This window comes from Xenorhabdus bharatensis, assembly GCF_037996705.1.
In the GTDB taxonomy this organism is placed as follows: Bacteria; Pseudomonadota; Gammaproteobacteria; order Enterobacterales; family Enterobacteriaceae; genus Xenorhabdus; species Xenorhabdus bharatensis.
Map to the genome: position 1 here is coordinate 47880 of NZ_JBBMXG010000013.1, position 15268 is coordinate 63147.

Sequence of the window (15268 nt, forward strand, 5' to 3'; positions counted from 1 at the left end):
TCATTGTTTTACGATAAAAAAATATCATATATGAATCCTCTATCTTAAAAATAGGATTGCGTACAAAATGATAGAAATTTCACTTTTATTTTCTCATATATTGATGGTGCGAAATGTCATTGGTTTCACAGGCCCGTAGTTTAGGTAAATATTTTTTATTACTTGATAATCTATTGGTTGTCTTGGGATTTTTCGTTGTTTTTCCATTAATTTCGATCCGTTTCGTCGAACAAATGGGTTGGGCTGCCGTTATTGTCGGGTTTGCTCTGGGGACTCGCCAGTTTGTTCAGCAAGGGCTGGGAATTTTTGGGGGCGCCATTGCGGATAAATTTGGTGCCAAGCCGATGATTGTCTGCGGAATGTTACTGAGAGCATTAGGCTTCGCCCTGATGGCAATGGCTTCTGAACCGTGGATATTAATCTTTTCTTGTGTCTTATCTGGTTTGGGCGGAACACTGTTTGATCCACCAAGAGCTGCACTGGTTATTAAACTAACCCGTCCGCATGAACGCGGCCGTTTCTATTCACTGTTATTAATGCAAGACAGTGCAGGCGCTGTGATTGGTGCATTAATAGGAAGCTGGTTATTACAATACAATTTCAATATGGTGTGCTGGATAGGTGCTGGTATTTTCGTTCTGGCTGCTATTGCGAATGCCTGGTTACTACCTGCATATCGTATCTCAACGATCCGCACACCAATCAAAGAAGGAATGATGCGGGTCATTAAAGATCGTCGATTCTTTCATTATGTACTGACTCTGACAGGGTATTTTATTTTGTCAGTACAAGTGATGCTGATGTTCCCGATTATTATCCATGAAATGTCCGGCAGCCATACAGCCGTAAAATGGATGTATGCTATCGAAGCAATTATTTCCCTGACATTGCTTTACCCTATCGCACGGTGGAGTGAAAAACATTTCCGCATGGAACAGCGCCTGATGATAGGTTTATCTTTAATGAGCCTTTGCATGTTTCCTATCGGCTGGATTAACCAATTACACCTGCTTTTTGCCCTTATTGCCCTATTTTACTTGGGAACGGTCACGGCAGAGCCTGCTCGGGAAATCCTCAGCGCCGGTCTGGCAGACCCAAGAGCTCGTGGCAGTTATATGGGATTCAGTCGATTAGGGCTGGCGCTTGGTGGTGTGTTGGGCTATACCGGTGGTGGCTGGCTTTATGATACCGGTCATGCATTGAATATGCCTCAATTACCATGGGTTTTATTGGGATTGATCGGCTTGTTCACCATTTATGCTCTTCATCGCCAATTTAATCAGAAAAAAATCGAACCAATAACCATTAGTAGACATTAACAATATAAATAATGGTGTAGAATCTGCCCAGCAAAAATAAATATAGGAGCCAGCATGAAAAAGTTTTTATTAGGGGCAGCGTTAGTGCTGATTGGTTTACTCAGTGGTTGTGGTCAGTTTAAAGATCTCAGCATCAGTGAAGGCTTGCTCAATGAATATTTATTAAAAAAAGTGCATTATCAGAAAGATATTGGCATTGCTGGCATAGCAAATTTCAATGTTTCTCTGGGAAATTTAAGTAGTCAGATAGGCCGTCAGGATCCTGAAAAAATTATCCTGACCAGCAAAGCCAAGGTTGAAATTGCAACATTATTCGGTTCAACACAGGCAGATATGACATTGGCTATCAGGGCCAAGCCTGTATTTGATGCAGAGAAAGGGGCTATTTTTGTTAAGGGGCTGGAAATTATCGATTATCAAACTACCCCTGAAAAAGTAGCTGGGCCGATCAAAGCATTGATTCCTTACCTGAATACCTCGCTAACTGAGTTTTTTGATACTCATCCGGTTTATGTTCTCAATCCGGAAAAAAGCAAGTCCGAAGCAGCAGCGGCAAAATTCGCTAAAGGACTGGAAATTAAGCCGGGAAAATTGGTGATTGGGTTAACTGATAAATAATTTTCATTGTGATTGAAATAGTAAGGGCAAATTATTCATAAATAATTTGCCCTTATTTTATCGATAACTAATCCAATTGGCCTCAGTTAAGTGACAATGTCACTCCGATTCCAGTTCTTCACGTAAAGCCTGTAACGCTTCACGGGTAATCATAGCCAGAGTCCGATAAAAGCCGCTGGCAGCATGAGCTTCAACTTTTCCAAGGAACTGCCCACACCACGGCAATAAATATTCATCAAATAATGTTATCTGAGCCTGAACTTCATCTTCTGCCGCCTGATCTTCCAACCATGATACAGCCAGCAATAAAGAGCCAAACTGATCGGCTGCCGTATCAGATAATGGCATACCCCGCTCACTCAGAAACTGGCGCACTTCATTTTCTGTTCCATCAGTATAATCAGAGCGGCAAATGGCAACCTTAGCGGCTTCCCCGACAAACAGCGCCTGATAGTCTGATTCTATTACAGATAACTCACTGCTTTGTTGCAGGCGAACCAATAATTCATCCTGTTCTAAAGGCCATGCCTGCTTTAATTTACCTTCAGCAATCATGTTCATCAGAGGCTGCAACATAGGATCTTGCGGTGCGCGGTTAAACAGGGTTCCTAAAATACGGCAGACAATCGAAAATTCATTCATGACTTCATTAAATCCCAATAAGTTAAAATAACGACTCATTCAAATGGCGCTATTTTGCTAATCATCCGCTACGCTGTAAAGCAGCTTATTAATAGCCACGCGATATATCCACAAGGCCAGTTGGTGTTTGCCCCTGCTCCATTCTCCGGATATTCTCACAAATAGCGTCCATTGCCTGTTCAGGAATGGTGTTTGCAGCAATATGTGGCGTAATAGTAATACGGGGATGAGTCCAGAACGGGTGCATATTTGACAGCGGCTCTTCAGCGAAGACATCAAGTGTTGCGCCGGCAATATACCCTTTATCAATGGCAGTCAGTAAATCCTGTTCAACAAGATGAGAACCTCTCGCTATGTTAATGATATATGAACCTTTTTTTAATTGACTAAATGCCGAAAGGTTTAACACACCGCGGGTTTCAGACGTACTGGGAAGTAAGTTAATTAATACTTTACAGTCAGAAAGAAACTCTCCAAATTGTTTTTCACCATAAAAATTTTCAACGCCGGTAATTTGTTTTGGCGTCTTACTCCAACAACGTACCGTAAAATTAAACTCAGCCAATTTCTCAATCACACAGCGCCCCAAAACCCCGGCACCCAGTACACCAATAACAAATTCTTTTCGATCGTGTGGAGATAATGGCTGCCAGATACGCTGTTCCTGATTACGTTTATACTCGTCCATTCGCCGGAAATAGTGTAACACCGCACTAACTGCATATTCCTGCATCTGATACCCCATCCCCGTATCTTCGAGGCGGATTAACGGGACATTAGCTGGCAAAGCTCCGGGGTTTTCCAACTCTTGTTGAAGAATAGAATCAACACCAGCACCCAGAGAAAATATGCCCTTAAGATCTGAGCGCTCGGTCAACATTTCATAGGGAGGGTGCCAAACAAGAGCATAATCTGCAGGAGCATTATCTCCCTTAGCCCACTTTCTCACTTTAGCATCAGGTAAACGTTCCGTTATTCCTTGAACCCACTTATCGGCATCAGACGCAGGACTAAAAAAAATGATGTTCATATAATCTTATCCCTTTTTATTTTTTAATAGATTAAAACTATTGCCGAAAGGTAAAATGTCAAGAAAAACATAGCCGAACGTCGTACATTCGCTCACCAATATCCACTATTCAATTGAATTGAATCAATTTATATTTCTGCCGATTTTCATGTACTGAAGATTATTTTTAAATTAACAGTAATAACTCCCAAAAAAAACAGACCTACAAGTAGTCGCTATAACACACTTGATTATATGTAATCCCTATTTTTTGAGACAAACAGGAATCAAAACAGAGACAAAACCCCGCATAAGTCACTCAGAAAATAGATAAAAAAATATCGGCTTTATTTTCAATCGTTAACTAATTGTTAAATATTATTCGCTTTTAATTGCGCTGAAATGGAGTTACTAGATTTTGTGGCAAGTAGTGCTACATACGATGTAGGAAATAATGATGAAAAAATATCTTCTTCTTTGTCTGGTAGCTAGCACAATTCTTTTCGCTCCAATGCAAACCTATGCTTCGATTTGCCAGAATCGGACTGGCAGCGATTGGGCTCAATGTATGACTGCGTGCCTAGTGTTTTTCGGTAATAGTCCAACTGGGTACGATGTTTGTCTATCTTTATAATAACACCAAGTAGGACGGCAATATCCACCACACTCTCACCCACAAAGTGTCCTAACATACTCCTGTCACCCCAGATCAAATAACTCTGAGGTGGCAATACGTTTTCTGAGTAACCCATAATTTCTGGCAGTGGAGTCTGTAAACCGAACGAGGATTACATTAACTTTTATGTTTTTTCAGAGATGCAATAAGTGACGCGCTACCAGCCACACAAATAGCTCCCAAAAGAAGCATGACGACAAATACAGACAATAACAGATTAAAGTGAGATATTTCTGCCGCAATTAAGGGCCCGATACTGGCACCAATAAATAGAATGAACCCATTAAGCGCCATTCCAGCACCTCTATTCGGCGCTGATAGAGAACCAAACTGCGTGATCATCGCAGGAATAGCAAGGGCGATACCAATAACAAAAACCAGACTACCAATGGCAACGCCAATCAAGGACTGTGATAATATAGCTTCCAGTGACAACCCGACAGCAGCGGTAATATAGCCCATGATAGCAATTGTAGGCATACTGATTCTGCTAGCTAACACCCCAACCAGCAGTGCTGCAAACATGCCCGGTAATCCAATTAAACGCAGTAAAATGACTTTATCCGGCGTCAGACCCAGCTCCCATAAATGGGGACCTAACGCCATGTACATGGCGACAAATGATAACAACAACGTAATATGCGCGAATGACAGAAGTAAAACCGCCGGACGAACGATAATTCTTCCTAATGTTATGAAACGATGACCAAGATGCCCCTCGGTAATAAAACGTTTCGGTTCTTTGACCATGATAATAAACAGTGGGATCATCGCCATCAGACATGTTCCCGTCACCAGAAAGACTTCGTTCCAATTCCATCGTAGAGCTATCCAAGCTGCTAAAACCTGCCCGAAAATACCTGCCACAAGAAACGATGTGGACATAGTTCCGATTGCGGTCGCACGGTAACGCGCTGGTACTGTCTCAGCCAGATATGCCAGCGCTATGGGAGCAAAGCTAGAGGCTGCCAGCCCCTGAACCACACGTAAACCAGCCAACCATGATAATGACGGTGCAAACGAACATGCGAGTGTGGAAACCGATATTGCCATTAATCCCCATAACATCACAACGCGGCGACCATACTGATCCGATATTGGTCCCCAAATCAGGAATCCTATTGCATAAGCCAGACTAAAACTTGTGGCAAGCGCAAGTGTAACTTCATCCGAATCTACCAAACTAAAATTCTGGCTGACAAGCGTTAGCAGAGGGATCGCCAAATAAAGCTGAGTTAAGACAAACAATGCTATTACCGCCAACAACATAACCACACAGGCACCTGCTACATAGGTTTGTTCTGATGAAGCGGTCTGGTTGTCTATATTCCCAACAATCTCTTCTATATGTTCTCTCTGATTATTCACAATCTACAGTCTCCGATCCTACTACTGCTGATGGGATATCCCCCGCCAAAGCAGAGGGGAATAGTGTGGAATACCTGAACTATACCTATTAAGAACTACACCTATTAATTAGTATCGAGTGTGTCAGCACCCAAATCCAACTAAAACGTTGGAATTTATTATAGTATTATTTTTGTAATGGCAACAACTGATAAATAGGACAGCAAATTATGGCTTGGGATACAGAGGCAACAAAGCGCAGGATTTTAGAAGCAGCAGTAAAAGAGTTTGCCTGCCTTGGACCTGATGGTACTACCATCGAAAAGATTGCTAAGTTGGCCGGAGTGAATAAAGAACGTATTTACAACTACTTTGGTAATAAACGAGCATTATTTTCAACTGTGCTACGCAGTGAATTAGCCAGAGTCGCTCAGGAAGTGCCGATTAAGCCTTTCACCATTGAGGAAATTGCAGAGTATGCCGGTAAAGCCTACGATTATCACCACGAGCATCCTGAATTAAGTCGACTTATGCGCTGGGAAGGGCTTGTTTTCAACGGTGAAGTGCCGGACGAAGAACAACGACGCGAATACTACAGTTCCAAGGTTCAGGCTGTAACTGATGGGCAGCAGCAAGGTTCAATCACACAGGCGCTGGCTCCCGATCATCTGGCATTCTTGATATTGTCTCTGGCGGGGTGGTGGTCAGCAGTACCTCAGGTAGCGCGTATGCTCACAGGCTCAGATAGCCAGCAGGAACATGCCAGACGCCGTGCTTCTGTTGTTGAAGCTGCCCGACGATTAGCATCAGCCCCCTAAATTACAGAAAAAATCATCTGCGCTTTGATTAAAAGCAACTAAAAAAGTGCTATCTACTGCTATAAATGCTTATCAAGCATGCAAATTGTTTTTTATTTGTCTAATCAATCAAAAAGCGCGAAAAAATCGTGATAAGTCTGTTGACGCCTGCGCTGCTTTTCCCTATAGTAACGCCCCGTTGCAGCGATGAATACAAACGAAATTGCTGAAATGACAAAATAGGGTGAGGTGTCCGAGTGGTTGAAGGAGCACGCCTGGAAAGTGTGTATACGCGAAAGTGTATCGAGGGTTCGAATCCCTCCCTCACCGCCATATTTTGTAATCAACTGAAAAATTAAAAAACGGTGAGGTGTCCGAGTGGCTGAAGGAGCACGCCTGGAAAGTGTGTATACGTGAAAACGTATCGAGGGTTCGAATCCCTCCCTCACCGCCATTATTTTATATCAGTTGAATAAATGATAAAGACATAATACCTCGTTAAAATAACGGGGATTTTTTGTTTTATACTACTCAAAAATCCCTTTTTTATTCTCATTCCACTCTTCTTTTTTGCCGATCCTTATAATAAGGAATATAGAGATTCAATGTTCCACCCCAGAAAATACCATCTAACAAACCACTGGCAAAACCAAATAATAAATTAAAGCTAAAAGAGTGTGTTAGCGCGGGATGTATTGCTGCCGTAGCGGAAATAATGAATTTAACGCAAAATATGACCAGAATAAAAATCAAGGTTAAAGGAGTGCCTGAACGGATAATTAAATCGCTATCAGGTTTTTGTCTTAAGCGGGGTTGAGTACTCCATAATGTCCAGCCTATTGCAATACCGGCCAATATCCCCACAACAAGTGCTAATAATGCCGAAGCCTGAAAAACCGTTTCATGCAGTACATTGTAAACGGCCCAGATAAAAAATACGATTGGTAATAAGAATAGACGGCTCACCGTCATTTCTCTGTCATCTAATGCTTTAATGCCACGGAGAACCAAAAAAATAAATAAGATCCAAACCCATACTGGCGTGTCTTTGATAATCATCAGAATTGACATATCTTTCCCCTTTCTTAGTGCTCTTATTTTTAAAAGAGCCTAATCATATAGGCTCTTATTATAATGGCTCCTGAGTAGGTTTTCTATTTTGTCTTCTCTTTAATCCAATAAACAAACCCGAATCATATGGCCATCAGGATCCTCAATAACAAACGTACGGCCAAATACTTCGGTATAAGGTTCTTGTAATACTTTAACTTTCAGTTCCTGTTGCCATTTTAAAAATAATTTATCGATATCTTCACTATTTGGTAGCATGATACCAATTTCGGAGAATCGAGGAGTACTTAGATCAGGTTTCGTACCTCCTGACCAAATGGAAAATAAGGCTTCACCGCCAGCAGAGAATGCAACGTAACGTTGGCCAGAAAAAACCGGTTCAGAATTAAAGATTTTTGTATAAAAGGATGTCGAACGCGCTATATCAGTAACATAGACAAGCTGAAGATTAGGTTTAGCAGTTATTTTTTCCATCTTACCCTCATATTAATATAATAAATATTCTTTATTCGTATTTAAATAACAGACTGAAGTAATTCAGTTTTCCCTGATTAATATTTTTTATACTTAATAGATTTCAACAGTCGCTTTCAGCCTTAATACTGTCTCAACTAAATCATGCGTAACTTGCTTAAAGAAATTCTGAACCTGAATAGCAGGTACATTTGAATCAGGCATAAGTGATACTGTTGCCTTAATCAGATATTCCTTATTGTTCTCACCTGGGATAATTTGATGAGAAAAAGTTAAAGTTCCTATATGCGGGAGACTAACCTGATCAGTAAATTCTTTATTGACTTCAATATTTGAAAGATAGAATCGAATTTCTGGCTTTCCCCTTAATACCATTTTTCCGTATTGCCCGGTTTTTACCTCACCTTCAAATTGAAAAAACTCAAGATCAATTTCCCATTTTTTCCTTAACTCAAAATCAACATAATGAGCCCAAATATGGGATGGTTCAGCTTTTACTGGAGTAGAAAAAGACAGAACGAGCATGAAATACCTCCAACTATTGTATGTGCTACTTAGAATAGTTGTAAGGTATCAACACTGAGTGACAGTTTCTGTCAGTAGCCTGACTTGATTAGTGAGGTATTTTCTTAAATTCTCTCCACTCTTTCAGTAAGGATTGCCTTGAACGGGGGTAACACTGTTTTTCAACATGTAGGCTCAAAATTCTGTCAGACCGGAAATGTCGGAATTCCCCCCGCAATTCACACCAGCCAATCACAATACTGACATTTTCAAAATACCCTAATGCAAATGGCCAGATAGTTCTTTCAGAATCCTGCTCTTTCAAATCCCGATAAGTCAAAGTGACTTTACGTCTGGCACGAATTGCCTGCCGGATTGATGAAATATCGATCACGGGCTGGGTAGCGGCTGCCGCTGGCCCGACTAACAAAGAACTGCTCTCCAGAAGTTGCTTCAATTCTGTTGGTATAACCGCTGCAATTTTATTGACGACACTCTTTGCTGATTCTCTCAATTGTGGATCTGCTCGTTTAACCACCCAATTAGCACCTAATGCCAGCGCTTCGATTTCATTATGGGTAAACATCAGAGGCGGCAAAACAAAACCGGGCTTTAAGACATACCCTACCCCCGGCTCCCCCTCAATAATCGCTCCCTGCTCCTGTAAAGTGGCAATATCCCGATAAAGCGTTCTTAAGCTAATATTCATCTTCTGAGCTAAGACTTTTCCCTGCACAGGAAAGTGATAGCTACGTAATATTTCAATCAAAGATAACAGACGCTGTGCTCTGGACAATATTCCATCCTCATCCAATTTGTTTATTTATTTCGTAAATCATAGGCTAACTATTAGAGCGGACTCAAATGAATCTGTGGGGATATTGGTGAATACATATGCGGAAGCAAGTTATGAGATCCATAAAATAACCCGGCTTTATCAACCGGGTTATTTTATGGATCAATGGAACACAAATCTGACAATACAGCTTCAATAGCATCAATTCAGGCTGTCATCGGCGGTCGGCGGTCTTTCCAGGGCATTGCACATTCCAGTTGAGTAGAAACCTGAAGAACAGTAGCCTCATCACCATAACGCCCGACAAGCTGTATGCCAATAGGAATACCCTCATCACTCCAGCCCAGTGGCAATGAAATAGCTGGCTGACCGGATATATTGAAAGGATAAGCAAACACTGAATCTGCCCATTTGGCGTTGTAACGGTCGATATCCTTCTCCGACATATCATAATACCCTGTGGGACGCGGTAGTTGTGTCAGCGTAGGAGTAATAAAAATATCGTAAGGCAAAAGCTGGGTTGCCAATTCACGCCCGAGTAGGCGAATGTGCTCTATATCATTTGAATGAGTTATACCATTGATAGAACGCCCGCGGTCAATCGTCGCCCAGGTCACAGGCTCAACATCGTCAGCGGTTACCGGGCGACCAACGATACCCGAGAGTTGATTGAACGTTGCCGCAGTCTGCACACAAATCATATTTGTATAAGTTTTCCACGCAGTATCCGCATCAAACGTCATATCATATTCTTCAACAATGTGACCGAGTCTTTCAAGTTCACGCACTGTCGCCAGCACAGCGTTTTTAACCTGCGGATCCATCTGAGTACCATTTGGCGGTGAAACTGTAAACCCAATGCGTAATTTGCCCGTATCACGCTCTGACAGTTCTAACCATGGCAAGTCGGGAGTCGGAGGCGTGTAAGGCTCACCCGGAAGTGTTCCTGCCAAAGCATCCAAATAAGCCGCCGTATCTCTGACAGAACGTGTACAACAAAGAAAATAGGCACCACCATACCAGTAGTCACCATAAGGAGCTAAAGTCACACGCCCTCGTGATGGTTTCATCCCCACAATACCACAACAGGATGCAGGAATACGGATCGAACCTGCACCATCGCTGGCTTCTCCGATAGGAACAATACGTGCAGCAACGGCCGCCGCCGTCCCGCCACTCGAGCCACCCGCAGTAATTTCCTCTTTCCATGGATTTTTTGTAACACCATAGAGTTTGGGTTCAGTACTGATTGACCAACCATTCTCAGGCGCATTTGATTTTCCGACCAATATCAGCCCGGCACGTTTAATACGCCGGGTTGCTTCAGAATCAAACGGCGCTGTCATATTCTTCAGATAATAAGAGCTATTGGTGAATGGTGCCCCTTTCCATAGGGAGGCGAGTTCTTTAAGTAAGAATGGAACGCCAGCAAAGGGAGCAGAATGATCAACGGAAGCCGCTGCTTCTCTACCCATATCGTAGAGTTTATGAACCACAGCATTCAGTTCAGGATTAAGACGCTCAATGCAGGTAACAGCGGCTTCTACCAACTCTTCGGGAGTTACTTCACCCAGCTTCACCAATCTGGCCAGACCAAGTGCATCCGACTCAGTATAAGTATTGATAAGACTTTCAGTTACTGCCATATCACCCCCCTTCATTCCAAAAAAGACACTTTTTAGACGAATTCAGTCTAGAACTATCCGAATTATTGTCAATGACAAGTTTTTATCCATGATAACTCAATGAAAAAAACAATTTATGTTTTGGAATAATCTTAATCATATAGTTGAGATGAATAAATTGTTCCAGTAACGGGACGAACTGAAATACGTCAAACATAATTACATTATTAATAAAACATATTAAAAATAATCAATTCAAATAACTACATATATAACCATATTTAAATCATTATATTTGAAATGAAAAAGAATTTGTCATAAAACATGATTATAAAATTGCAGTAAATTAAATATGGAATTGGAGTTAGATATTAATCTGTTGATTTTTAATCACTTAAGCCCAAAAAAGAACAACCACAAAAAAAATTGAAATTATTTTTTTCCTGTGAGTATAATGAGCCAGTGTATTGATAATTTAATAATCTTAAAATTACTATCACATCTTTTATTTTCCATGCTCTTCAAAATGTTAACACTAACTTCACACAACAAATAATATATCAGCCTATTGAAGGAGTTTATTATGATTGATAGCGATAGCGATGATGATGGTGTAACCATTGATGAAAAAATTAATGGACTTATTAATCTTGGAGATTTAGAAAAGATTCATCAAGATGGAAAAAATATCAACCATAGAAAACCTGTTAATTTTATTTTACCTGGAAATAAAAAAATAAAGCTTAACAAAACCGTTCTATCAAACAAACCTGATTATATTTCCGCGTTTAAAAGAATGAATGAGACTATTTTACCAAATAGACTTAACATGATGAATAAACCTCTTTCAATTCATAAAAATATGTCATTGCAGCACGCGGCGAATCCAAAATCACTGTATTACTTAGAAAAAACCGACAACTATTTTTTAAAAAATTATGTAAGCCATGAATCTATATTAGCTAATGGCAGGTATATCTTTGTTATTTCAGTTAACGACCCTCTTACTATATGTTGCGCAAGAACCGTACTAGATAGTAACTATCATTGGTATGACGCTGTTGATGGGCATACTTCAATAGGCAATAGACAGCCAGTGTATTTCGCAGGGAATTTATTATTTAAACAAGGTATATTACTGGAATGGTCAAACGCCAGTGGGCATTATAAACCCCCTGAAGATTGGAGACTATTACTAAGCCCTTACATCAGGAGACTTCTACCCGATAGTAAATTCAAGAGTATCAAATTTGTTAAGAATCAACCTTCATATAAGAAAAAAAGAGAACCTCTTCCTGACCATCTCTACGAGAAGTACAAGCGATGGTTTCCAGATAAATATAAATGAAAATATATAGCAAGAAAATTAACCTTGTAGCTGTTCTAGCCTGAAACACCCTACGGGTTAATTATTCCTATTCCCCACACATCTATTCAGGATGCTCTGGAGAATTTTTGTAAGCAATAGAATCACACGTTGCAAACCATCAGGCTTGAACTAATACACAACCCACTCTCCTTTCCACTTCTACAATATCTAAATTGAAATATAAACATGTAAAAACAACTTAATTTAACGCATAGCTTTCATGATTTTTCTTGATTAATGTAGATAATAAATGAATAATTAAATTCATCATCAACGTTAATGTTTTTACCTCTAACGGATCTAGGGAATAATGACTATATATGATCTAAAACCCCGTTTTCAGAACCTGTTACGCCCTATCGTCATTCGTCTTCATCATCTGGGTTATACGGCCAATCAAACCACGCTAGCCGCTCTGTTTTTATCACTTTTTATCGGTCTATTATTAAGTTTCTTTCCCTCGCCTTCCCTATATTGGATACTGCCTGTTTTTCTGTTTATTCGTATGGCACTGAATGCAATTGATGGAATGCTGGCGCGGGAACATAACCAAAAGTCTCATTTAGGCGCTATTTATAATGAGTTAGGGGATGTTATTTCTGATGTTGCCCTCTATCTTCCCTTCTGTTTTTTACTCGGTGTCAACAATATCAGCTTGCTGATAATTCTATTTCTTACCATTTTAACCGAGTTTATTGGCGTATTAGCGCAAACCATTGGCGCATCACGACGCTATGATGGCCCAATGGGAAAAAGTGACCGTGCTTTTGTTTTTGGTGCTTATGGGTTAATTATTGCCATTTCTCCTTCGGCTTTAAGTTGGAGTAGCTATCTGTTTCCTTTTATCGCTATCTTACTCTTAGTAACTTGCTATCAGCGGGTTGTCAAAGCTCTGTATGAGATCAGGCAAATTGAACAATCCCAATCCAGATAAGGCCCCCACAATGACACAGTTATTCAGTCAACGTATTGCTGAGGAACATTACTTCACTACATCTGATGATGTATCTCTGTTTTATCGCCACTGGCCACAGCAACAAATTAAAGCAGAAAAAGCGATTATTATTTTTCACCGGGGTCATGAACACTCCGGGCGCGTTCAGCATATTGTTGATGAGCTCAATCTGCCTGATTTTGCTTTCTTTGCGTGGGATGCCCGTGGTCACGGTCTGACAAAAGGAGCACGTGGCTACAGTCCGTCAATCGGCACATCAATTCGTGATGTAGATGAGTTTGTCCGGTTTATTGCCGCTAAATATGATATTGCAATGGAAAATATCGTAGTAATTGGTCAGAGTGTCGGCGCGGTGTTAGTATCCGCCTGGGTACATGATTATGCGCCGAAAATCCGGGCAATGATCCTTGCGGCTCCGGCTTTTGATATTAAATTGTATATTCCTTTCGCTACTCAGGGATTGCAGTTGATGCAGAAAATACGCGGGATTTTCTTCGTCAACTCCTATGTAAAAGCGAAATTTTTAACCCACGATGAAGCCCGCATTGCATCTTATAATAACGACCCACTGATTACCCGTGAGATTGCAGTCAATATCTTGTTGGAGCTTTACCAAACCTCAGAACGTGTCGTCAGAGATGCAGCCGCTATCACACTTCCTACTCAGTTATTCATTTCAGGCAGTGATTATGTTGTGAACTCAAAACCACAGCACCAGTTCTACCAGCAATTAAGTAGCCCGATGAAAGAGAAGCATGTCATGGCTGGTTTCTATCACGATACGCTGGGTGAAAAAGATCGCCACCTTATTTTTGATAAGATCCGGCTTTTTCTGGAACGTATTTTTGCTATTCCACGTTACCAGCATAACTATGCGCTGCAAGATATCTGGAGCGACTCCGCCGATGAGTTTCGTGCGCTCAGTACGCCGCTTTCCCATTTCAGTCCCAAAAACCTCGCTTATCAATTAATGCGTAAAGCCATGGAGAGTGATTTGGGTAAGGCTTCAGAAGGAATACGGTTGGGTCTTACAACAGGGTTTGATTCCGGTTCTACACTCGATTATATCTACCGGGATCAGCCACAAGGTCAGGGAATTTGGGGGAGATTGCTGGATAAACACTATCTGAACAGCATTGGCTGGCGTGGCATACGGCAACGTAAAATTCATATAGAAACGCTGATCCAACATGCTATTCGTTGTTTACATGCACAAAAAATGCCAGTACACATTGTGGATATTGCTGCCGGGCATGGGCGCTATGTGCTTGATGCCATCAACGAGTTCAGCAAAGTAGATTCTGTTTTACTGAGAGATTATAGCGATATTAATGTGCGTCAGGGGCAGGCTTATATTGAAGAACGCCATCTGTCAGAAAAGATTCGGTTTGTTATCGGGAATGCTTTTGATGCTGACAGCATAGCCTCAATAACACCTACACCAACATTAGGAATTGTTTCAGGTCTCTATGAATTATTTTCTGATAATAATCTGGTCAGAAATTCCCTGCACGGCCTTGCTGAAGCTATTACAGAAGATGGCTACCTGATATATACCGGGCAACCGTGGCATCCGCAGATTGAAGTTATTGCCCGTGTTCTTTCAAGCCATAGAGAAAATAAGCCGTGGATCATGCGTCGTCGCACACAAGGTGAAATGGATTCATTGGTGGAAGCTGCCGGGTTTGAGAAGTTATACCAGTTAACAGATAACTGGGGTATCTTTTCCGTTTCAATTGCTAAGCGTGTTTATCGTTGAAAATAATATGAGCCAGTATTCACTGGCTCATATTATTTTATTAAAACTTTTCATAACGATGAATTCATATTCTCGTTAATTTAACAAAATCATAAAAGCATCAAAAACAGCATTCGATTGATTTTTATTTATTCAACGCTAACCTATCAGGTAACTTTTTGACGTATAACACCTTTATTAGGTAACTAACGCGATATCCTTATCCCTGTTTCTTATTTCAATCCACTATACACAATGGACTTCAAGATACATCGCGGCGGCAAGCAACTTGAATGACAAAGTGTATAAATGGATCTTTTATTCTTAG

At 40.8% G+C, this 15268-nt stretch carries 14 protein-coding genes and 2 tRNA genes; 8 read left to right on the plus strand and 8 right to left on the minus strand.

Features of this window, described 5'->3' with window-relative positions; genetic code table 11:
• Positions 1 to 113: 113 nt before the first annotated feature.
• Positions 114 to 1319 (plus strand): multidrug efflux MFS transporter MdtH, encoded by a 1206-nt coding sequence (gene mdtH / locus AAC855_RS13480; protein WP_340610295.1) that lies wholly within the window; start codon positions 114 to 116, stop codon positions 1317 to 1319.
• Positions 1320 to 1373: 54 nt separating this feature from the next.
• A complete protein-coding gene (locus AAC855_RS13485) occupies positions 1374 to 1937 on the plus strand; it encodes a lipoprotein (RefSeq protein WP_340610297.1) in 564 nt (187 codons plus the stop codon).
• 99 nt (positions 1938 to 2036) lie between these two features.
• On the opposite strand, the gene AAC855_RS13490 is transcribed toward AAC855_RS13485, so the two are convergent.
• The 3 genes from AAC855_RS13490 to AAC855_RS13500 form a co-directional block, all read right to left on the minus strand.
• Positions 2037 to 2579, minus strand: a complete 543-nt coding sequence (locus tag AAC855_RS13490) for a TorD/DmsD family molecular chaperone (protein ID WP_340610370.1) — start codon at positions 2577 to 2579, stop codon at positions 2037 to 2039.
• Positions 2580 to 2667: 88 nt separating this feature from the next.
• On the minus strand, positions 2668 to 3609 hold the full coding sequence (gene ghrA / locus AAC855_RS13495; RefSeq protein WP_340610299.1) for a glyoxylate/hydroxypyruvate reductase GhrA: 942 nt from the start codon (positions 3607 to 3609) through the stop codon (positions 2668 to 2670).
• A 772-nt stretch (positions 3610 to 4381) separates the two neighbouring features.
• Positions 4382 to 5632, minus strand: a complete 1251-nt coding sequence (locus AAC855_RS13500) for an MFS transporter (RefSeq protein WP_340610300.1) — start codon at positions 5630 to 5632, stop codon at positions 4382 to 4384.
• A 209-nt stretch (positions 5633 to 5841) separates the two neighbouring features.
• On the opposite strand from AAC855_RS13500, the gene AAC855_RS13505 reads away from it, so the two are divergent.
• From AAC855_RS13505 to AAC855_RS13515, 3 genes are all read left to right on the plus strand, one after another.
• Positions 5842 to 6429 carry a TetR/AcrR family transcriptional regulator gene (locus tag AAC855_RS13505; RefSeq protein WP_340610302.1) on the plus strand — a complete coding sequence of 196 codons (588 nt, stop codon included), beginning with the start codon at positions 5842 to 5844 and terminating at the stop codon, positions 6427 to 6429.
• A 222-nt stretch (positions 6430 to 6651) separates the two neighbouring features.
• Positions 6652 to 6741: transfer RNA gene (locus tag AAC855_RS13510), tRNA-Ser, on the plus strand.
• Positions 6742 to 6772: 31 nt separating this feature from the next.
• Positions 6773 to 6862, plus strand: a tRNA-Ser gene (locus AAC855_RS13515).
• A gap of 98 nt (positions 6863 to 6960) precedes the next feature.
• On the opposite strand, the gene AAC855_RS13520 is transcribed toward AAC855_RS13515, so the two are convergent.
• The 5 genes from AAC855_RS13520 to AAC855_RS13540 all read right to left on the minus strand — a co-directional run bounded on the left by AAC855_RS13520 (position 6961) and on the right by AAC855_RS13540 (position 10899).
• Positions 6961 to 7479: a DUF6622 family protein gene (locus AAC855_RS13520; protein ID WP_340610304.1), complete on the minus strand. Its 519-nt coding sequence runs from the start codon at positions 7477 to 7479 to the stop codon at positions 6961 to 6963.
• A gap of 99 nt (positions 7480 to 7578) precedes the next feature.
• A complete protein-coding gene (locus AAC855_RS13525) occupies positions 7579 to 7953 on the minus strand; it encodes a VOC family protein (RefSeq protein ID WP_340610306.1) in 375 nt (124 codons plus the stop codon).
• A gap of 93 nt (positions 7954 to 8046) precedes the next feature.
• Positions 8047 to 8478 (minus strand): SRPBCC family protein, encoded by a 432-nt coding sequence (locus AAC855_RS13530; protein WP_340610307.1) that lies wholly within the window; start codon positions 8476 to 8478, stop codon positions 8047 to 8049.
• Positions 8479 to 8566: 88 nt separating this feature from the next.
• Positions 8567 to 9253 carry a helix-turn-helix transcriptional regulator gene (locus tag AAC855_RS13535; RefSeq protein ID WP_340610308.1) on the minus strand — a complete coding sequence of 229 codons (687 nt, stop codon included), beginning with the start codon at positions 9251 to 9253 and terminating at the stop codon, positions 8567 to 8569.
• Between the two features lie 206 nt (positions 9254 to 9459).
• The gene (locus tag AAC855_RS13540; protein WP_340610309.1) at positions 9460 to 10899 is read right to left on the minus strand and encodes an amidase; all 1440 of its coding nucleotides are present in this window, start codon (positions 10897 to 10899) and stop codon (positions 9460 to 9462) included.
• Between the two features lie 562 nt (positions 10900 to 11461).
• Between AAC855_RS13540 and AAC855_RS13545 the strand changes: the two genes are divergently transcribed.
• From AAC855_RS13545 to AAC855_RS13555, 3 genes are all read left to right on the plus strand, one after another.
• The gene (locus AAC855_RS13545; protein ID WP_340610311.1) at positions 11462 to 12226 is read left to right on the plus strand and encodes a hypothetical protein; all 765 of its coding nucleotides are present in this window, start codon (positions 11462 to 11464) and stop codon (positions 12224 to 12226) included.
• Positions 12227 to 12557: 331 nt separating this feature from the next.
• On the plus strand, positions 12558 to 13181 hold the full coding sequence (locus tag AAC855_RS13550) for a CDP-alcohol phosphatidyltransferase family protein (RefSeq protein ID WP_340610312.1): 624 nt from the start codon (positions 12558 to 12560) through the stop codon (positions 13179 to 13181).
• Positions 13182 to 13191: 10 nt separating this feature from the next.
• Positions 13192 to 14961: a bifunctional alpha/beta hydrolase/class I SAM-dependent methyltransferase gene (locus AAC855_RS13555; RefSeq protein ID WP_340610313.1), complete on the plus strand. Its 1770-nt coding sequence runs from the start codon at positions 13192 to 13194 to the stop codon at positions 14959 to 14961.
• Positions 14962 to 15268 lie beyond the last annotated feature (307 nt).